17 protein-coding genes are annotated in these 18101 nt (G+C 70.6%); 6 read left to right on the forward strand and 11 right to left on the reverse strand.

What is annotated here, in order from left to right:
* The first annotated feature begins 77 nt into the window (after nt 1-77).
* Nucleotides 78-383: a hypothetical protein gene (locus ACQ860_RS06540; RefSeq protein WP_431302606.1), complete on the forward strand. Its 306-nt coding sequence runs from the start codon at nt 78-80 to the stop codon at nt 381-383.
* Between the two features lies 1 nt (nt 384).
* On the opposite strand, the gene ACQ860_RS06545 is transcribed toward ACQ860_RS06540, so the two are convergent.
* Entirely contained in the window at nt 385-1323 is a 939-nt protein-coding gene (locus ACQ860_RS06545) for a Gfo/Idh/MocA family protein (protein ID WP_431302607.1), read from the reverse strand.
* A gap of 91 nt (nt 1324-1414) precedes the next feature.
* Between ACQ860_RS06545 and secD the strand changes: the two genes are divergently transcribed.
* On the forward strand, nt 1415-3994 hold the full coding sequence (secD, locus tag ACQ860_RS06550) for a protein translocase subunit SecD (protein WP_431302608.1): 2580 nt from the start codon (nt 1415-1417) through the stop codon (nt 3992-3994).
* 173 nt (nt 3995-4167) lie between these two features.
* The gene (locus tag ACQ860_RS06555) at nt 4168-5286 is read left to right on the forward strand and encodes an EAL domain-containing protein (RefSeq protein WP_431302609.1); all 1119 of its coding nucleotides are present in this window, start codon (nt 4168-4170) and stop codon (nt 5284-5286) included.
* Here ACQ860_RS06555 and ACQ860_RS06560 read toward each other — a convergent pair.
* From ACQ860_RS06560 to ACQ860_RS06570, 3 genes are read right to left on the reverse strand one after another with little or no spacing between them, the layout of a single operon-like run.
* Complete coding sequence (locus ACQ860_RS06560) at nt 5262-6431, reverse strand: iron-containing alcohol dehydrogenase (RefSeq protein ID WP_431302610.1); 1170 nt, start codon at nt 6429-6431, stop codon at nt 5262-5264. The two genes, ACQ860_RS06555 and ACQ860_RS06560, sit on opposite strands and share 25 nt — an antisense overlap.
* A 45-nt stretch (nt 6432-6476) precedes the next feature.
* Nucleotides 6477-6659 (reverse strand): hypothetical protein, encoded by a 183-nt coding sequence (locus ACQ860_RS06565; RefSeq protein WP_431302611.1) that lies wholly within the window; start codon nt 6657-6659, stop codon nt 6477-6479.
* 12 nt (nt 6660-6671) lie between these two features.
* Nucleotides 6672-6941 (reverse strand): PepSY domain-containing protein, encoded by a 270-nt coding sequence (locus tag ACQ860_RS06570; protein ID WP_431302612.1) that lies wholly within the window; start codon nt 6939-6941, stop codon nt 6672-6674.
* A gap of 137 nt (nt 6942-7078) precedes the next feature.
* Between ACQ860_RS06570 and ACQ860_RS06575 the strand changes: the two genes are divergently transcribed.
* The 3 genes from ACQ860_RS06575 to ACQ860_RS06585 are packed head-to-tail and all read left to right on the forward strand — an operon-like array spanning nt 7079 to nt 9416.
* Complete coding sequence (locus tag ACQ860_RS06575) at nt 7079-7384, forward strand: PepSY domain-containing protein (protein WP_431302613.1); 306 nt, start codon at nt 7079-7081, stop codon at nt 7382-7384.
* On the forward strand, nt 7384-8049 hold the full coding sequence (locus ACQ860_RS06580; protein WP_431302614.1) for a response regulator transcription factor: 666 nt from the start codon (nt 7384-7386) through the stop codon (nt 8047-8049). Before ACQ860_RS06575 ends, ACQ860_RS06580 begins: the two co-directional genes overlap by 1 nt.
* An 8-nt stretch (nt 8050-8057) precedes the next feature.
* Complete coding sequence (locus ACQ860_RS06585) at nt 8058-9416, forward strand: ATP-binding protein (protein WP_431302615.1); 1359 nt, start codon at nt 8058-8060, stop codon at nt 9414-9416.
* On the opposite strand, the gene ACQ860_RS06590 is transcribed toward ACQ860_RS06585, so the two are convergent.
* The 7 genes from ACQ860_RS06590 to ACQ860_RS06620 all read right to left on the reverse strand — a co-directional run bounded on the left by ACQ860_RS06590 (nt 9413) and on the right by ACQ860_RS06620 (nt 18044).
* Nucleotides 9413-10486: an ABC transporter ATP-binding protein gene (locus tag ACQ860_RS06590; protein ID WP_431302616.1), complete on the reverse strand. Its 1074-nt coding sequence runs from the start codon at nt 10484-10486 to the stop codon at nt 9413-9415. The genes ACQ860_RS06585 and ACQ860_RS06590 overlap by 4 nt on opposite strands.
* Nucleotides 10483-11466, reverse strand: a complete 984-nt coding sequence (locus ACQ860_RS06595; protein ID WP_431302617.1) for an ABC transporter ATP-binding protein — start codon at nt 11464-11466, stop codon at nt 10483-10485. Before ACQ860_RS06595 ends, ACQ860_RS06590 begins: the two co-directional genes overlap by 4 nt.
* Before the next feature lie 88 nt (nt 11467-11554).
* Nucleotides 11555-12988: an amidohydrolase family protein gene (locus tag ACQ860_RS06600; RefSeq protein WP_431302618.1), complete on the reverse strand. Its 1434-nt coding sequence runs from the start codon at nt 12986-12988 to the stop codon at nt 11555-11557.
* A 3-nt stretch (nt 12989-12991) separates the two neighbouring features.
* Entirely contained in the window at nt 12992-14596 is a 1605-nt protein-coding gene (locus ACQ860_RS06605; protein WP_431302619.1) for an ABC transporter substrate-binding protein, read from the reverse strand.
* A 15-nt stretch (nt 14597-14611) separates the two neighbouring features.
* Nucleotides 14612-15481 (reverse strand): ABC transporter permease, encoded by an 870-nt coding sequence (locus tag ACQ860_RS06610; protein WP_431302620.1) that lies wholly within the window; start codon nt 15479-15481, stop codon nt 14612-14614.
* Nucleotides 15478-16419, reverse strand: a complete 942-nt coding sequence (locus ACQ860_RS06615; RefSeq protein WP_431302621.1) for an ABC transporter permease — start codon at nt 16417-16419, stop codon at nt 15478-15480. Before ACQ860_RS06615 ends, ACQ860_RS06610 begins: the two co-directional genes overlap by 4 nt.
* Nucleotides 16419-18044, reverse strand: a complete 1626-nt coding sequence (locus ACQ860_RS06620; RefSeq protein WP_431302622.1) for an amidohydrolase — start codon at nt 18042-18044, stop codon at nt 16419-16421. Before ACQ860_RS06620 ends, ACQ860_RS06615 begins: the two co-directional genes overlap by 1 nt.
* Nucleotides 18045-18101: the final 57 nt, after the last annotated feature.

Below are 18101 nucleotides of genomic sequence, written 5' to 3' on the forward strand. Positions count from 1 at the left end.
ACGCGTGATGTAAGGCGACCGGCCCGCCCCGGCAAACGGGACTTGAAGCGCGACCCGCAAAGGGCAACATGCGGGTCATGGACAACCCGACACACCACCGGCCGGTGCTGGACATGACGCCCGAGGGCGAGTTCCGGGAAGCGCCGAAGCCCAGCGGCTTCAACCTCCTGCTCGCGCGGATGGGCGGCATCGCCATGCTGGTCGCCCTCGCGGCGGGCGGGCTGCTGCTCGTCGCGGTCGCCATCTTCTTCATCGGGCTGCTGCTGCCCGTCGTCATCGGCGCGGGCACCATCGCCGGCATCTCGCTCTGGTGGCGACGCCGGCAGATGCGCAAGGCGGGGATCGAACCCGGCCCGATCCGGATCATCGTCCGCCGGCAGTAGCTCAGCCGGCGAGCGCGGCCTCCACACGCAGCGCGGCATCCAGCGCCGCGCGGCCCTGCTCGCCATTCGCCTCATGCGGCGTGCCATCCAGGATGGCGGCGATGAAGGCGCTCTGCTCGGCCTCCAGGCTGTCGTAATCGGTCCAGCTGCGGCGCATCAGGCTCCAGCCCGGCATGTGCTCCACGCCATCCCCGCCGCCGGGGGCGAGGTATTCCAGGCTGCGCGCCATGAAATCCACCCGCATCTCGCCCTCGGGGCCGAGGGCGCGCAGCTTGCGCTCAAGGCCGACGGCCACGCGGCTCGCCGTCACCTGGGCCTGCGCGCCATTGGCGAAGCGCAACTGCGCCACCGCCCAGTCGGGCAGCTGCGTCATCACGGCGCCGCCCACGGCGCGCACCTCGGTCAGCGGTGCCGGGACGAGAGAGAGGATCAGGTCCAGGTCGTGGATCATCAGGTCCAGCACGACCGAGACATCCAGGCTGCGCGGCCGGAAGGGGGCGACGCGCGTCGCCTCCAGCGCCATCAGGCGGCGCCCGGCCAGGTTCTCGCGCAGGGTGCGGATGGCGGCGGAATGGCGCTCGATCTGGCCGACCATGAGCACGCGGCCCCCGGCGGCCGCGGCCCCGATCAGCGCATCCGCCTCGGCCAGCGTCGCCGTGATGGGCTTTTCCACGAAGACGTGCCGCCCGGCGGCCAGCGCCTGCCCGGCGATCCGCGCGTGATGGAGCGTGGGGGTCGCGATGATCACGGCGTCGCTCGCGGCCATCAGGGCCTCGGCCGTCAGGGCCTGGCAGCCGGCCTCGCCCGCCACCAGCGCCGCGCGCGCCGGGTCCGGGTCATGCAGGCCGGCCAGGGTGGCGCGGGCCGCGCCGCGCAGCTTGAGGGCATGAAAGCGGCCGAAATGGCCGGCGCCGAAGACGCCGATCTTGAGGGATTTCATGGCCCTGCACTAACAATTCCCGCCAAGGCTTGCATCCCCCCCTCCCCCTCGTCATGTTCCGCCGGAATCCAGGTCAGGGCCTCGTTACGTCATGATGTATTTCGCGCGCTGGAAGACGGCCGCCATTATCTTCGTCTGCCTGCTGGGCACGCTGGTCAGCCTGCCCAACCTGCTGCCCCGCGCCGCCTTCCCCGACTGGGTGCCGGTGCGGCAGATCGCGCTCGGCCTCGATTTGCGCGGCGGTTCCTACCTGCTGCTGGAGGTGGACACCTCCGTCCTGCTGCGCGAGCGGCTGGAGGGCCTGGTGGAGGGCACTCGGCGCGGCCTGACGCAGGCCAACCCCCGCATTTCCTACACCGGCCTCTCCGCCCAGCCTGACCAGCGGCGGATGTCGCTGCGCATCACCGAGGCCAGCCAGCGCGATGCCGCGCTCCGCGTGGTGCGCGAACTGGCCAACCCCGTGAATGTCGGCGGCGGCGCGCAGCAGCCCGACATCGAGGTGGCGATCAATGCCGAGGGCCTGCTGACCGCGACCGTCACCGAAGCCGGGCTGCGCGCCAAGGCGACCAACGCGGTGGAGCAGTCCATCGAGATCGTCCGGCGCCGCATCGACGAGACGGGCGTGGTGGAAGCCACCATCGTCCGCCAGGGGATGAACCGCATCCTGGTCCAGCTCCCCGGCGTGGACGACCCCGACCGCATCAAGAACCTGCTCGGCCGCACCGCGCGGATGACCTTCCATCTGCTGGACGAGGCGGTGAACACCCAGGCGGCCACGCCGCCGCCGGGCATCATGTTCCTCAATGGCGAGCGCGCGGGCGAACGCTACGCCGTGCGCCGCCGCGTCGAGGTGGATGGCGCGAACCTGACCGATGCCCGCGCCAGCCAGGACAGCCGGACCGGCGAATGGGTGGTGAACTTCACCTTCGATTCGGTCGGCACCCGCCGCTTCAGCGAGATCACCCGCGCCAATGTCGGCCGGCCCTTCGCCATCGTGCTGGATGAGAAGGTGATCACGGCCCCCAATATCCGCGAGCCCATCACCGGCGGCCGCGGTCAGATCTCCGGCAATTTCACCGTCCGCTCCGCCAATGACCTGGCCGTGCTGCTGCGCGCGGGCGCGCTTCCCGCGCCACTGACCGTGGTGGAGGAACGCACCGTCGGGCCCGAGCTGGGGGCGGACGCCATCCGGGCGGGCATGATCAGCCTCGCGGTCGGTGTGGCCTTCGTCTTTCTCTATATGGGCTTCGCCTACGGCCTCTTCGGCTGGTTCGCCAATGTGGCGCTGGCCATCAACATCGTCCTGCTGATCGCCTTCCTCTCGCTGCTGGAAGCCACGCTCACCCTGCCCGGCATCGCCGGCATCGTGCTCACGCTCGGCACGGCGCTGGATGCGAACATCCTGATCAATGAACGCATCCGCGAAGAGGTGAAGAACGGAAGATCCCCGATCAACGCGCTGGAGATCGGCTATACCAAGGCCTCGGGCACGATTCTCGACTCCAACCTGACCAACCTGATCGCCATGGCCTGCCTCTACGGCTTCGGCTCCGGCCCGGTGAAGGGCTTCGCGGTGACGGTCGCCATCGGCACCATCGTGCAGATGTGGACGGCGACGGTGGTGACGCGCCTGCTGGTCGTCTGGTGGTATCGCTGGCGCCGGCCGAAGGACCTGCCGGTGCTGGAGAAGCCGGGCCTCAGCCTCTGGCAGCGCCTGAGCCGCCCGCTGTTCCGCCTCTGCCCGGATGTGACGAAGATCCCCTTCATGCGCGGCGCCGTGGCCGGCCTCATCATCTCGGGCGTGCTCTCCACCGCCTCGGTCATCGGCGCCTTCTACCCGGGTCTCGAGAAGGGCATCGACTTCAAGGGCGGCATCGTGATGGAGGTGCGGACGCAGGGGCCGGCCAACATCAACGCATTGCGCGCGGCGACGGCGACGCTGGGCGTGGGCGATGTGGGCCTCCAGCAGTTCGGCGATGAGAGCACGCTGCTGATCCGCGTGCCCGCGCCGGCGCAGGAGGCGCAGACGCAGCAGGTGGTGAGCACCGTGCGCGGCGCGCTGGAGGCCGCGGCCCCGGGCATCCGCATCCTGCGGGTGGAGGCGGTGGGCAACCGCGTCTCGGATGAGCTGTTCCGCGGCGGCATGATGGCGCTGGGCCTCAGCCTCATCGCCATGCTCATCTATATCTGGGTGCGCTTCGAATGGCAGTTCGGCGTGGCCGCCATCACCACGCTGCTGCTCGACACCACCAAGACCATCGGCTTCATGGTCCTGTTCCAGATCGAGTTCAACCTGACGACGATCGCCGGCATCCTCACCGTCATCGGCTTCAGCGCGAACGACAAGGTCGTGGTGTTCGACCGCATGCGCGAAAACCTGCGGAAATTCAAGACGATGCCCCTGCAGGAGCTGGTGGATCTCTCGATCAACGAGACGCTGAACCGCAGCCTCGGCACCTCGGTGACGCTGCTGCTTTCGGCGCTTCCGCTGGCGCTCTTCGGCGGCGACACGCTGGCGGGCTTCGCCTGGGTGATGGTCTTCGGCATCTTCATCTCGGCCTCATCCTCGGTGTTCATCGCGGCCCCCATCGTGCTGTTCAGCGGGCGCAACTCGCTCCGCCGGGGCGAACTGGAGCCGGTGGCCCCGAAGGGGCAGACGGCGATCCGCTGAGCGGATCGGACGGGGGAATGGGCGCTGGCCCCGTTCCCCCCGGCCTGGCCCTTGGATTCATGCCAGGAATCGGCTAATCTCAAATTTAGAGCAGATCGGCCGAAATTTTGACGGTTTTTGAGACAAGCCAAGCCGGCGGAGCGTCCCCTTCCGCGCAAAGGCCCCCCGGCCGCGTGCTGGTGATCGCCTGCGACCCAACGCTGATCGAGGCCGCCCGCGCCGCCGCCACATCGCTCGGCGCGGCGCCGCCGGTTGTGCTCAGCACCGAAGGCGCCGTGCTGCGCGCCGTCGTCACCAGCCTGAGCGGCTTCGCGCATCTCATCCTCGAGGATGGCGAACTGCCGATCGACCAGTCCCTGGTGGACGCCATGGCCGAGGCCTCGCCCTCGGCCGTCATCTCCCTGCTGACGCCCGAGGCCGCGCTCTCGGAGGAAGGCGCCTTCCTGCGCGGGTTGCTCAGCGGCACGCGGCATCTCGCGCATGACGCGAAGCGGGCCAGCCGCAATTCCAACCGCCTCCAGGCCGGCTTGCAGGGCAACAGCCTGCTGCTGCGCTACCAGCCCATCATCCATGTCCGCACCCGCCGCCTCGTCCTCGTCGAGGCGCTGGCGCGCTGGCGGAGCGAGCCGGTGGCGCTGACGCCGGTGAACTTCATCCCGGCCATGGAGCAGATGGGCCTCTCCCGCCCGCTCGCCGCCGCCGTGACGCGCATCGCGGCCCGCGACATGTCCCGCCTGCCCGCCTCGCTCGGCATTCCGGTCTCGGTGAACCTGCCGGCGCCGGAGCTGGACAAGCGCGATGTGGTGGCCTGGCTCGGCCATCAGCTCGGGCGCACACGCTTCCCGCGCCGGCGGCTGATGATCGAGCTGACCGAGACGGCGCCGGTGCGTGACCTCTCGCGCATGGCGCGCACGCTGCGCCGCCTGAAGGCCGCGGGGCATGGCGTGCTGATGGATGACTATCTGCTGGATGATCCGCGCCAGCGCCTGCTGCGGCTGGATTTCGCGGGCATCAAGCTCGATCGCTCTCTGGTGCAGTCACTGCCGAGATCGGCGCGCGCGCGCAACCAGGTGCTGCGCATGGCGCGGCGTGGCCTTGTGATGACGGCCGAGGGCGTCTCCACCCCTGCCCTGCTCAGGGCGCTGCGCGTGCTGGGTGTCGCGCGCGCGCAGGGCTTCCTGATGGGCCGCCCCCTGCCGGTGGCGGCCCTGCCGGCCTGGAACCAGCGCTGGCGCAGCGCCGAGGGGCTGGCGCCCCCCCGCAAGCCTCAGGCCCCGAAGGCCTCGACGTAGAGCTCCATGATCTGCGCCGCATCGGGCACGCGCGGGTTGTTGCCCGGGCTGCCGGAAGCCAGCGCCTGCTCGGCCATCACCGGCAGCAGCGCGTTCCACTTCGCCTGCGGGATGCCATAGGCGGCGGGGCTCGGCACTTCCAATTCGCGGTTCAGGGCGCGCAATTCCTCCATCAGCTTCGCACCCGCCACCTGGTCCGCGTCGCCGGGGGCGGCGCAGCCGATGCAGCGGGCGGCTTCCGCATAGCGCGGCAGGGCGTGGTTCAGGCCGAAGCCCGTCACCGCCGGCAGCAGCATGGCGTTGGAGAGGCCGTGCGGCACATGGAAATGCGCGCCGATGGGCCGCGACATGCCATGCACCAGCGCGACACTCGCATTGCTGAAGGCGAGGCCGGCGAGCGTCGCGCCCAGCATCATCGCCTCCCGCGCCGCGTCATCGGCCGGGTCCTTGTAGACCCGGCGCAGATGCGGGCCGATCAGGCGCATCGCGCGCTCGGCATACATGTCGGACACGCTGTTGGCGCGCTTGCTGACATAGGCCTCGAGCGCGTGGGTCAGGCTGTCGATGCCGGTATCCGCCTTGGTGCGGGCGGGCACGGTGCGGGTGAGTTCATGGTCCACGATGGCGGCGAGCGGGAGCGCGCCCAGCCCCGCGATCAGCATCTTCTCGTCCCGCGCGGCGTCGGTGATGACGGTGAAGCGCGTCGCCTCGCTGCCCGTGCCGGCGGTGGTCGGGATGCAGATGACGGGGAGCGCGGCGTGGTCCGCCGCGACGGGAACCTTGAAGGCCGACATGGGCGTGCCGGCGGGGGCGGCGGCCAGGATCGCCATGGCCTTGGCCGTGTCCATCGGGCTGCCGCCGCCGAAGCCGATCAGCACGTCGAAATCGCCCGCCTGCAGCACGGCGACGCCGGCCGCGATCACCGTATCCGTCGGGTCGGGCACCGTTTCGTGGAAGACCACCGGCGCGAAACCGGCGGCGCGGAGCGGGGCCAGGCATTTCTCGACCGTGCCGCTGCTCTGCATCCAGGGGTCGGTGACGACCAGGGGGCGGGAGAAGCCGAGTTGGCGGAGGAGTTCGCCGAGGCGGGAGAGGCTGCCCCCGCCGATGATCATGTGCCGTGGGGCGAAGATGTTCTGGGTCATGGCGCGAAGGTTAAGCGCGCCCTGCCCGGTTGGAACAGGGGGGCCTCACGCGGTCAGGGTGGCGCCCGGCGCGGCCCAGGCGAAGCCGCGCCAGGAGGAATTGCGGCGGGCGGCGCGCGCCCCCTCCCGGCGGCGCCGGTCCCAGATCATCAGGGCCAGCGGCGCCACGGCCAGGGCGAGCAGGAAGACCATCAGCCGCGCGCCGGTCGGATCGAGGAGGAGGTGCACCGCCCAGCCCCCTTACCGGTGACCGTCGCGGGTGCGGGTCTCCTGGCGAAGGATCGCGCCCGTGCTGGCATCCACGTCGAGCTTGATGCGCTGGCCCTCGGCGTTCATCGCCTTCACCTCGAAGCGGTCGCGCTTGCGCTCCATCTCCTGGATCTGGAAACCCTGGCCTTCCAGGCGGGCGGCGATCTCGGCGAAACGGGTCGTGGTGGCGGCGGGTTGCGCGGCCAGCGGGCCGGCTGCGATGCTGCCCGCGAGGGCGGCGAGGAGAAGCGTCTTGCGCATGGGATGGGTCTTTCCGTCATTCACCCCGTCGGCCGATCCGGCGGGTGTGGAATGAGGTGTAGCGAGGCCCCCCTGACGGGCGGCCGCGCTCCGCCGTCAGCATTCCGTCAGCGGGCGGGCTGTAGGGCAGGCGGGTGATGTTTCGCCGCGCCCTTCTGGCCCTGCCGCTGCTGCTGCCCGCCCTCCCCGCCTGCGCTCAAGGCCGCCGGCAGCGCGAGGAGCAGGAGCGCGTGCGCCGCGCCATCGCCGAGGGGCGCATCCTGCCGCTCTCCGAAATCCTCGCTTTGCTCCGCCCGCAATTGGGCGGCGAAGTGATCGGCGTGGAGCTGGACGAGGAGGACGGGCGCTTCGTCTATGAGATCAAGGTGCTGACGCGCGGCGGGCGGCGCCGCGAATTCGAGGTGGATGCCGCGACGGGCCGCATCCTGAAGGTGGATGACTGATGCGCATCCTGCTGGCCGAGGACGACCCGCGCATCGCCGCCCATGTCCAGCGCGCGCTGGAGGCGGCGGGCTACCGCGTGGAGCTGGTGGGCGATGGCGAGGAGGCGCTGTTCCGCGGCGAGACGGAGGATTACACCCTCGCCGTTCTCGACCTCGGGCTGCCGCGCATGGACGGGCTCGCCGTGCTGAAGCGCTGGCGCGCCGAGGGGCGGAACATGCCCGTGCTGGTCCTGACCGCGCGCGGCGCCTGGTCGGAGCGGGTCGAGGGCATTGATGCCGGCGCCGATGACTACCTGCCCAAGCCCTTCCGCATCGAGGAATTGCTCGCGCGTGTGCGCGCGCTGCTGCGGCGCGCGGCGGGGCTGGGTTCGCCCGTGATCGAGGCCGGGCGGCTCACCCTCGACACGCGGCTGAAGGAGGTGCGGCTGGATGGGATTCCCGTCACGCTTTCCGCGCTGGAATGGCGCTTCCTGAGCCTGCTGGCGCATCGGCCGGGAGAAGCCGTGTCCGTGGGCACCATCGTCGAGCAGCTCTATGGCGATGATGACGCGCGGGATGCGAATGCCGTCGAGGCGCTGGTTCTGCGGCTGCGGCGCAAGCTGGGCGGTGATGTGATCGAGACGCGGCGCGGCCTGGGCTACGCGCTGGCGACGACGCCCGCTTGAGCAGCTGGGTGCGCTCGCTCCGCCTCCGGCTGCTGCTGGCGGGGCTGGTGGCGGCGGGGCTGACGCTCTCGGCCGCCATGGCCGGCCTCTCGCTGCTCTTCGAGCGGCATGCGGAGCGGCAATTGGCGCGCGAACTCTCCGCGCTGGCGGAGGGGATCGCGGCGCAGATCGATCGGTCGGCGGGGGGCGATTGGGCGCTCGGCGCGCCGCCTGGTGATGCGCGCTATGACCGGCCGCTCTCGGGCTTCTACTGGCAGGTCTCGCGCGCGGCCGGCGGGCCGCCGCTGCTGCAATCCCGCTCGCTCTGGGATGCGACGCTGGCCGCACCCGCGGGCGCGCCAATGGACGAGACGCTCTTCCCGCTGCCCGGCCCTGGCGGCGAGGCGCTGGTGGCGCTGCGGCTGCCGGTGACGATGCCGGCGCGGCTGGGCGGCGAGCGGCTGGTGGTGCTGGCGGCGCGCGACGCGGCGGAGCTGCGCGAGGCGGCGGCGAGCTTCCGGCGCGACCTTCTTCCCTTCCTCGGTGTCATCGCGATCGCGCTGCTGGCGGCCTTCGCGGCGCAGGTGGCGGTGGGCCTCGCGCCGCTCAGGCGCATGCGGGCGCGGCTGGTGGCGATCGGCTCGGGCCGGGCGGCGCGGCTGGGCGAGCAGGGCTTCCCGAGCGAGATCCTGCCGCTGGCGCGGGAGCTGGACGGGCTCTTGGCGCAGCGCGAGCGTGACGTCGCCGCCGCCCGCGCCCGCGCGGGCGACCTGGCCCATGGGCTGAAGACGCCGATCCAGGTGCTGCTGGCCGAGGCCGAACGGCTGGAATGGCCGATGACCGAGGCCGAGCGGCATGAGACGGCGGCGGCAGTGGGCGAGGCCACCGAGGCGATGCGCCGCCATGTGGAGCGCGAACTCGCGCGCGCGCGCCGTGCCCTGCGGGGCCGGACCGACCGCGGGGAGCCGCAGCGCGTGGCGCGGCGGCTGGTGGCGGTGCTGGCGCGGACCGAGGCGGGCGCGCGGCTGGACTGGGCGGTGGAAGGCGAGCCCGGCGCCGAGGCCGCGATCCATGAGGATGACCTGGCCGAGGCGCTGGGGGCGGTGATGGACAACGCGGCGCGCTTCGCCCGCGCGCAGGTGCGCGTGGCCATCGCGCGCGCGGGTGCGGACATCACGGTCGCGGTGACGGATGACGGGCCAGGCATCCCGCCCGAGGCCCATGCCGAGGCGCTGCGCCGCGGCGGACGGCTCGATGAGGCGGGGCCGGGCACGGGCCTCGGCCTCGCCATCGCGCGGGAGATCATGGAGGAGGTGGGCGGCGCGCTCAGCCTGGGGCCGACCGCGCCGGGGGCGATGACGGTGACGCTGCGCCTGCCGGCGGGTTAGCCGCCGACATTCCCCTGCGCGTAGAGCGCCATGCGCCGCGCCGCCTTTTCGGTGAGCCCGCCCGAGAAATCGAGGCCATGCGGCGGCAATTCGCCATCGCGATGGCAGGCCACGCCATCGGTCAGCGCGGGTTCCTCGGCCTTGCAACGCTCCACGGCGAAGGGGCAGCGCGTGTGGAAGCGGCAGCCGGACGGCGGGTTGAGCGGGCTCGGCAAATCCCCACCCAGCGGCTGCACCTTGCCGCGCCGCGCGGGGTCCGGATGCGGGATCGCGGCCAGCAGCGCGCGCGTATAGGGGTGGCGCGGATTGGCGAAGAGCTCGCGCTTCTCCGCGATCTCCACGATGCGGCCGAGATACATGACGGCGATGCGGTCGGCCACATGCTTCACCACCGCCAGGTCATGCGCGATGAAGAGGTAGGAAAGGCCGAGCCGCTGCTGCAGATCGCGCAGCAGATTCACCACCTGCGCCTGGATCGAGACATCGAGCGCACTGACCGGCTCGTCGCAGACCACGAGGTCGGGCTCTGTGGAGAGCGCGCGGGCGATGCCGATGCGCTGGCGCTGGCCGCCGCTGAACTCATGCGCGAAGCGCGCGGCCTGGTAAGGGGCGAGGCCGACCAGGCGCAGCAGCTCATCCACCCGCGCGCGGCGCGAGGCGGCATCGCCGATGCCATGCACCTCCAGCGGCTCCATGATGGTCTGGCCCACGGTGAGGCGCGGGTTGAGCGAGGCGTAGGGGTCCTGGAAGACGATCTGCGCCCGGCGGCGGAAGGCCTTGAGCGTCGGGCCTTCCAGCTTCGTGATGTCGGTGCCCTCGAAGCGGACGGAGCCCGTGGTGGGTTCGATCAGGCGCAGCACCAGCCGTGCGGTGGTGGATTTGCCGCAACCGCTTTCGCCCACCAGCGCCAGCGTCTCACCCCGGCGCAGCGTGAAGGAAACGCCGTCCACGGCACGCACGCGGCCGATCTCCTTGGCCAGGATCAGCCCGCTGCGGACCGGGTAATGCTTGGCGAGGTTCTCGACCTCGAGCAGGGCGCCGCCATCGGCGGAACGGTTCACGCCGCTCATGCCAGCGCCTCCTCGACGGGCGCGCGCAGGCAGGCCGCCTCATGCCCGGCGCCCACGGCGCGCAGCGCGGGGATTTCGGCGCGGCAGGCCTCGATGGCGAAGGGGCAGCGGGGCGCGAAGCGGCAGCCGGGCGGCAGGGCGAAGGGGGGCGGCACGGCGCCCTGGATGGCGAGAAGCCGCTCCCGATCCTCATCCAGGCGCGGGATGGAGCCGAGCAGGCCGAGCGTATAGGGATGCTGCGGGTCCTCGAAGAGGGCGCGGGCGCTGGTGCGCTCCACCACGCGGCCGGCATACATCACGGCCACGTCATCGGCCATTTCCGCGATCACGCCGAGGTCATGCGTGATGAGGATGATGGCCATGCCCGTCTCGGACTGGAGCTCGCGCAGCAGGTCGAGGATCTGCGCCTGGACCGTCACGTCCAGCGCCGTGGTGGGCTCGTCCGCGATCAGCAGCTTGGGCGAGCAGGCCAGCGCCATGGCGATCATCACGCGCTGGCGCATGCCGCCCGAGAGCTGGTGCGGGTATTCGTCGAAGCGCCGCTCCGGCGAGGGGATGCGCACGCGGGCGAGTGCGGCGATGCCGCGCTCGCGCAGCTCGGCCTTGCTGGCATGGGGTTCATGCGCGCGGATGCCCTCGGTGATCTGGAAGCCCACGGTGTGGACCGGGTTCAGCGAGGTCATCGGCTCCTGGAAGATCATGCCGATCTCCTTGCCCCGCACGCCGCGCATCTCGGCGTTGGAGAGGCCGGCCAGGTCCCTGCCCTCCAGCAGCACGCGGCCCGAGGCGATGCGGCCGGGATGCGCGACAAGCCGCATGATGGACAGCGACAGCACGGATTTCCCGCAGCCGCTCTCGCCCACGATGCCGAGCGTCCTGCCACGGATGACGTCGAGCGAGACGCCATCCACCGCCGCCACGTCGCCGCCCGAGGTGCGGAAGACGGTGCGGAGGTTCTCGATCTGAAGAAGGGGATTCATGCCTCCGGCGGCTGGGGGCACGGCCCCCAGACCCCTTTCGTTTTGGGATCTGGGGCCTTTCGGCCCCAGCCGCCGGAGGCCATTTCTTCTACAGCCATTTGAAGGTCGGCGCCGCGATCTTGTCCACCGGGCGGTGCGCCCAGTCCTGCTGCGGCGCGCGGGCCACGATGCGCTTCTGCGCCTCGCTGAGGTTCAGCGCCGCCTGCTTGAAGTCCATGGTCAGCACCTGGCCGTCGCCCACCACCTTGATGCCGTCCACATAGACATCGCGCACGGCGCGATCGCCCGCCGCGTAGATGAGGGCGCGGACCGGATCGTGGTTGGGCTGCATGCGGGGATGCGTCGCGTCCACCAGCACGAAATCGGCGCGGCAGCCGGGCGCGAGGCGGCCGATGTCGTTGCGGCCCAGCGCCCGCGCGCCGCCGATGGTGGCGGCGTCGAAGACGTCGGTCGTCGTCATGGTGCGCGGGTCATTGGCCTGGGTCCGCGCGAGATAGGCGACGAGGCGCATCTCATCCAGGATGTTGTGCGGATAGGTGTCTGTGCCCACCCCCAGATTCACGCCGCGCCGCTTGTAGCGCCCGAAATCCTTGAGCGTGATGCCGCGCCGGGCGAAGACCGTCGGGCAATGCGCCACCGTGGTGCCGGTGTCCGCCAGGATGTCGAGGTCGCGCTTGGTGTGCCAGGGCGTGCTCGGGTGGTCGTCCAGGAAGATGCCGTGGCCGATCACGGCACGCTCATCCAGCAGGCCCATCTCGTGCAGCCACTGGATGGGGGTGAAGCCGTGGCGGCGGGTGATCTCGTGGAACTCCACCACGGATTGCGCCGCGTGGATCTGCCAGGAGAGGCCGCGCGCCTTGGCCTCGGCCCGGCTGTCGCGCAGCAGTTCGGGCGCGCAGGTGTCGATCTGCGCGGGGCAGGCCATGCCGAAGAGGCGCCCGCTCGGGTGCTGTTCGGCGCGCTGGATGAGGGCGAAGGCCTCCTCCATCGCCTTCACGCCGGCCGCCTCGTCCCATTCATATTCGACGACATGGCCGTTCTTGGTGAACCAGCGGGCCGACTTGAACATGGGCGCGATGCAGACCCGCATGCCCGCTTCGGCCAGCAGGTCGAGCCAGCCGGGATGGGCCATGGAAAGGTCGGCCAGCGTCGTCACGCCGCTCAGCAGCAGTTCGGAGAGCGCCACGCGGACGCAATCCGGGATGGCTTCCGCATCGGAGCGGAAGATCGGCATGAACTCGTAGAGCGACGAGTTGTAGAGGCCGGGGGAGCCGATCTCATCAATCAGCCCCTTGTTCATCGGCTCGCTGGTCGGGTGCGAGTGGATATTGACCAGCCCGGGCATGACCATGAGGCCGCTGCCCGAGATCTCCACATCCGCCGTGCCCTCATAGCCGCGGCCCACGAAGCGCAGCACGCCATCCTTGAAGGCCACGTCGCCGCCGGGGAGATAGGCGTGGCGCTTCTCGCCCTCATCCCAGGCGACGACGAGATCGGCGTTCTTGATCAGGGTGATGGTCATGGCTCAGCGCACCCTCAGGTCCAGGCCCTTGTAGATGCCGATGCCGTAGATGCCATGCGCCCGCGCGCCGGTGACGCGCTGGTTGGCGAAGACCACCATCTGGCTGCGCGCGAGCGTGAGCCAGGGCGCCTCCTCGGCCAGCTGGCGCTGGATGTTGGCCGTCAGTCGCGCGCGCTCGGCCGGGTCGATGGCGCGGCGCGCCCCTTCCAGCCAGGCGTCGGTCTGCGGGTTGTTCCAGTTCATGCGGTTGGGCGTGGGCCGGTTGCGGCTGTGCCAGTAGAGGTTCAGCGCGTCGCTGGCCGAGAGGTACGGGTAGCTCAGGAAGAACGCGTCGAATTCCTGCGTGGCGAGCCGGCCCCAGGCGACCGTCGCGTCAAAGAGCTGCACGCGCATCTCGATGCCGACCTGCCGCAGCGCCTGCTGGATGATCTCGCCCGAGCGCTGGTTGGCCAGCGTGTTGATGCCATAGAGCAGGAAGGTGGCGCGCTGGCCGTCCTTCACGCGGATGCCGTCCGAACCCATGCGCCAGCCGGCCTCGTCCAGCGTGCGGCGGGCGGCGGCCTGGTCGAAGGCGGGGACCATGGCGTCGGACTGCGCGTCATAATCGGGCGCGCGCGGGTTGATGATGTTGCGCGCGACCTCGGCATGGCCGGACCAGACGGCGCGGACCAGGCCCTCGCGATTCACCGCCTGATGCACGGCGCGGCGGATGGCGACGTCGCTCACCACGGGCTTGTCCACCTTGAAGCCCATGAAGAAGTCCCAGAAGTAGTTGGGCTGCTGGGAGTTGGTCACGGTGGGCACACGGCGGATCGCGTCCCAGAAGGCCTCGGGGATGTATTGCGTCACATCCGCCTGGCCGGCCTGCAGCGCCGCGACGCGCGCCGCGGCCTCGGGGATCACGCGCCAGACGATGCGCTCGACATGGGCCGGGCCGCGGTTCTCCATGCTGGGCGGGCCCCAGCGGTAGTTCGGGTGGCGCGTCAGCACCATCTCGTTGCGCGGCGTCCAGTTGCCCCAGCAATAGGGGCCGGTGCCGTTGAAGCCCTGCACGCCGAAATTGTCGCCCAGCCGCTCGACCGTGGCGGGATCAATCGCCGAGCCGAAGAAGAGGGTGAGCTGGGAGAGCAGCTCGCCGAAGGGCTCGTTCAGCTCATAGACCAGCGTGTGCGGGCCGGTCGCGCGGATCTCCTTCACATTGCCCGCGCGCCAGGCGACGGGCGAGGCCACGCGGGGCGTGGTGCGGCCGATCCAGCGGTTCAGGCTGAAAGCCATGTCGGCGGCGGTGAAGGGCTTGCCGTCGCAGAAGGTGACGTCGGTGCGGAGGTGGAAGGTGTAGGTCAGGCCATCGGGCGAGACATCCCAGCGCTCGGCCAGGCCGGGGCGGACGGTCCGCATGTCGAAATCCATGCTGACCAGCGTGTCGCTCAGCATGGTGATGACCTCGCCGGCGGCGAGGGCGGTGGAGCGGTGCGGATCGTAACGGTCGCTGTCGATCTCGCGCATGATGGTGATCTGGTTGCGCGGCTGGGTCTGGGCCTGGGCGGTGACGGCAAGGCCCAGGGCGGCAAGTCCGCCCAGTGCCATGCGCTTCCAAGTGGGGATCATGGGTTGTTCCTCCGTTCAGATGCGAAGCCGGGGGTCGAGCGCGTCGCGCAGCGCATCCCCCAGCAGGTTGAAGGCGAGCACGATCACGAAGATCCCGACGGACGGGATCACGCTGATATGCGGCGCGATGAAGAGGAAGTTCCGCCCCTGCGCCGCCATCGCACCCAGCTCGGCCAGCGGCGGCTGCGCGCCGAGGCCGAGGAAGGAGAGCGCGGAGCCCAGCAGGATCACCTGGCCGAGGCGCAGCGTGGAGAAGACGAAGATCGCGGAGAGGCAGTTGGGCGCCAGATGCCGCAGGATCAGCCGCGCATCGCTCATGCCGATGGCGCGCGCCGCCTCGATGTAGTCGAGGCCCATGACGACGAGGGCCGAGCTGCGGACGATGCGCGCCATCAGCGGCACGGTCGCGATGGCGAGCGCGATGATGACGGAGGTGAGGCCCGGGCCGAAGATGGCGGCGAGAGCGAGGCCGAAGAGGATGGCCGGGAAGCTCAGCAGCATGTCCATCAGGCGCATCAGCAGACCGTCCACGCGCCGGTAGAAGGCGGCGAGGAAGCCGATCAGCGCGCCGATCACGCCCCCCACGATGAGCGAGGCGAGGCCCATGCCCAGCGTGATGCGCAGGCCGTAGAGCATGCGGGAGAAGATGTCCCTGCCCTGCCCATCCGTGCCGAACCAGTATTCGGCGGAAGGCGGCTGCATGATCGCCATCAGGTCGGTGTCGAAGGGGTCGCGCGGGGCGAGCCAGGGGGCCAGCAGGGCGGCGGCGATGATCAGCACCACGAAGACGAGGCTGATGGCGCCGCCCGTGTCGCGCATCAGCATGCGCAAGGGCGTGGGCCTTCTGGGCGCTTCGGGCGTGGCGGTCACGGTGGTGGCGCTCATGACTGCCGCACCCGGGGGTCCAGCACGGCGTAGAGCAGGTCCACCGTCAGGTTGATCAGGATGAAGCCGGCGCTGAGCACGATGATGGTGCCCTGCGCCATGGGGAAATCGGCCGAGAGGATGGCGCCCACCGCCAGCCGGCCGACGCCGGGCCAGGAGAAGATGGTCTCCGTCACCACCGCGCCGCCGAGCAGGAAGCCGATCTGCAACCCGATCAGCGTCACCACCGGGATCAGCGCGTTGCGGAGCGCGTGGCGCAGCACGACGAGCCGCTCGGAGAGGCCCTTGGCGCGGGCGGTGCGGACATGGTCGGCGGAGAGCGTGTCCACCACCGCGGTGCGCGTCATCCGCGCCACGGGGCCGACCAGCACGCCGCCCAGTGTCACGGCCGGCAGGATGATGGCCCGGATGCCGTCCATGGTCCAAAGCGGCCCGCCGCGCCCGGTGAAGGGCAGCCACTGCCACTGGAAGCCCACGAACCAGATGAGGACGAGGCCGAGGAAGAAGACCGGCAAGGAGACGCCGGCCACGCTGACCGCCATGATCGCCTTGTCGAGCAGCGAGCCGCGCCAATAGGCGGCGATGGTGCCGAGGAAGATGCCCGTGGGGATGGACCAGAGGAGCGAGGCGAACATCAGCTCGATGGTCGGGCCGATGGTGGCGCCCAGTTCCTGCGTCACCGGCACGTTGTTGATGATGGAGACACCGAGATCGCCCTGCGCGAGGCGGCCCAGATAGATGCCGAACTGCACCCAGATGGGCTCATCCAGGCCGAGTTCCGTGCGGATGGCGGCGACGATCTCCGCCGTCGCCTGCGGGCCGGCGCGCACGGTGGCCGGGTCGGTCGGCACCACCTGCATGAGCAGGAAGCCGATGAGCAGCACGCCGAAAAGGACGGGAATGGCAAGGCCGATGCGGTGCAGGGCATGGCGCAGCATCAGGCGAGTTCCCCGTGCCGGTCATGGATGGCGATGCCGCCGCGCAGCGTGATGTCGCATTGCACGCCGAGATATTCCTCCGGCGCCAGGGTCGTCACATCCTGGCTGAGGATAGCGATGTCGGCGTCCATCCCGGGCTCCAGCGTGCCGCGGACACCCTCGGCGAAGCTGCTATAGGCGCCGCACCAGCTGTAGCAATGCAGCGCCTCCTGGATGGACAGCCGCTCCTCCGCGCCGAGCACGGTGGCGCGGTTGGTCTGGCGCGTGACCATGGTGAAGAGGTTGGGCCAGGGCTCGACGGTGGAGACCGGGCTGTCGGAGGAGGCGGAGGGGTGGTGGCCCTCCATGAGCCAGGTCTTCATCGGATAGGCCGCCTCGGCGCGCGCGCGGCCGAGGTTGCGCAGGTAGAGGTCGCCGAACTCATACATGAAGACCGGCTGCGGCACGGGCAGGATGCCGCGCGCCTTCATCCGCCGGCGCTGGTCGCGCGTCACGAAGCCGCAATGCTCGATGCGGTGGCGGCGCTCGGGCGTGGCGCCCGCCTCCTCCATGCCGGTCAGCACCTGCTCGATCGCGGCATCGCCGATGGCGTGGATGTCGAGCTGCCAGCCCTGGTCATGGAACTTCTTCAGCAGCGCGTGGATGGTCTCGGTCGGGAAGGTGAAGACGCCGGTTCCGCCGCCCGCTTCCTTCAGATAGGGGTCGAAGAAGGCGGCGGTGAGCCCGCCCGCGCTGCCATCGGCGAAGACCTTCACCGCGCCCCAGCGCAGCGTGCCGTGCAGGTCATCGCCCGGTTTCCAGGGGCGCAGGCCGGCCTCCTGGGCGGCATCGGCGATACCCTCGGGATTACCGGCGAGCACGAGCCACATGCGTTGCAGGCAGCGCCCCTCGCGCGCCGCGCGCTCGAAGGCGGCGATCTCGGCCACGCCGCCGCTCATGCCCACATTCATGTCGGTGGCGGATGCGAAGCCGAGCGTAGCCAGGCGCTGCCCCGCCGCCTCGATGGCATTGACCATCCGCGCCTCATCGGGGGCGGGCATGGCAGCCTTGATGAGGCTGAGCGCGCGTTCCTGGATCAGGCCGGTGAGTGCGCCGCCGCGGCGCTCGATCACGCCGCCCTCGGGGTCGGGCGTATTGTGGCCGATGCCGGCGGCGCGCAGCGCCGCGCTGTTCGCCACCCCCATATGGCCGCAGGTGCGCATGATGAGGAGCGGGTGGTCGGGCACCGCCGCGTCCAGCTCGCTCACCGTGGGGTGGCGGCCGATGTCGAGGGCGCCGTGGTCATAGCCCCAGCCCATCACCCATTGGCCCTTGGGCGTGGCCTCGGCCGCGTCGCGCAGGCGGCGGCGCGCCTCCTCCAGCGTGCGGACCTCCTCGGCGCGGAGGTTCACCATGGAAAGGCCGAGCCCGAAGGGCAGCAGGTGCATATGCGCTTCGTGGAAGGCGGGAATCGCAAGCCGGCCATCGAGTGCCACGCGGCGCGTGTCCGGCCCGGCCAGTTCCTCGATCTCGGCCTTGCCGCCGACCGCCATCACCTTCCCGGCGGAGACCGCCAGCGCCTCGGCCATGCCGGAGTGGAGGCCGCGAAACACGCTGCCGCCCGTGAAGATGATATCCGCGCTCAACCCGGCCCTCTTTCGTGATGGGATTTTCATGCTCACGCGGCCTTGCCAGCGCGTCAA

The sequence above is a fragment of the Sediminicoccus sp. BL-A-41-H5 genome, from assembly GCF_050632405.1.
Lineage (GTDB): Bacteria > Pseudomonadota > Alphaproteobacteria > Acetobacterales > Acetobacteraceae > Roseococcus.

Bases quoted from the DNA above. Each gene is read 5' to 3' on its own strand.
- ACQ860_RS06540 (WP_431302606.1), top strand. From the start codon at position 78: ATGGACAACCCGACACACCACCGGCCGGTGCTGGACATGACGCCCGAG.
- ACQ860_RS06545 (WP_431302607.1), bottom strand. From the start codon at position 1,323: ATGAAATCCCTCAAGATCGGCGTCTTCGGCGCCGGCCATTTCGGCCGC.
- secD (WP_431302608.1), top strand. From the start codon at position 1,415: ATGATGTATTTCGCGCGCTGGAAGACGGCCGCCATTATCTTCGTCTGC.
- ACQ860_RS06560 (WP_431302610.1), bottom strand. From the start codon at position 6,431: ATGACCCAGAACATCTTCGCCCCACGGCACATGATCATCGGCGGGGGC.
- ACQ860_RS06570 (WP_431302612.1), bottom strand. From the start codon at position 6,941: ATGCGCAAGACGCTTCTCCTCGCCGCCCTCGCGGGCAGCATCGCAGCC.
- ACQ860_RS06575 (WP_431302613.1), top strand. From the start codon at position 7,079: ATGTTTCGCCGCGCCCTTCTGGCCCTGCCGCTGCTGCTGCCCGCCCTC.
- ACQ860_RS06580 (WP_431302614.1), top strand. From the start codon at position 7,384: ATGCGCATCCTGCTGGCCGAGGACGACCCGCGCATCGCCGCCCATGTC.
- ACQ860_RS06590 (WP_431302616.1), bottom strand. From the start codon at position 10,486: ATGAGCGGCGTGAACCGTTCCGCCGATGGCGGCGCCCTGCTCGAGGTC.
- ACQ860_RS06595 (WP_431302617.1), bottom strand. From the start codon at position 11,466: ATGAATCCCCTTCTTCAGATCGAGAACCTCCGCACCGTCTTCCGCACC.
- ACQ860_RS06600 (WP_431302618.1), bottom strand. From the start codon at position 12,988: ATGACCATCACCCTGATCAAGAACGCCGATCTCGTCGTCGCCTGGGAT.
- ACQ860_RS06605 (WP_431302619.1), bottom strand. From the start codon at position 14,596: ATGATCCCCACTTGGAAGCGCATGGCACTGGGCGGACTTGCCGCCCTG.
- ACQ860_RS06610 (WP_431302620.1), bottom strand. From the start codon at position 15,481: ATGAGCGCCACCACCGTGACCGCCACGCCCGAAGCGCCCAGAAGGCCC.
- ACQ860_RS06615 (WP_431302621.1), bottom strand. From the start codon at position 16,419: ATGCTGCGCCATGCCCTGCACCGCATCGGCCTTGCCATTCCCGTCCTT.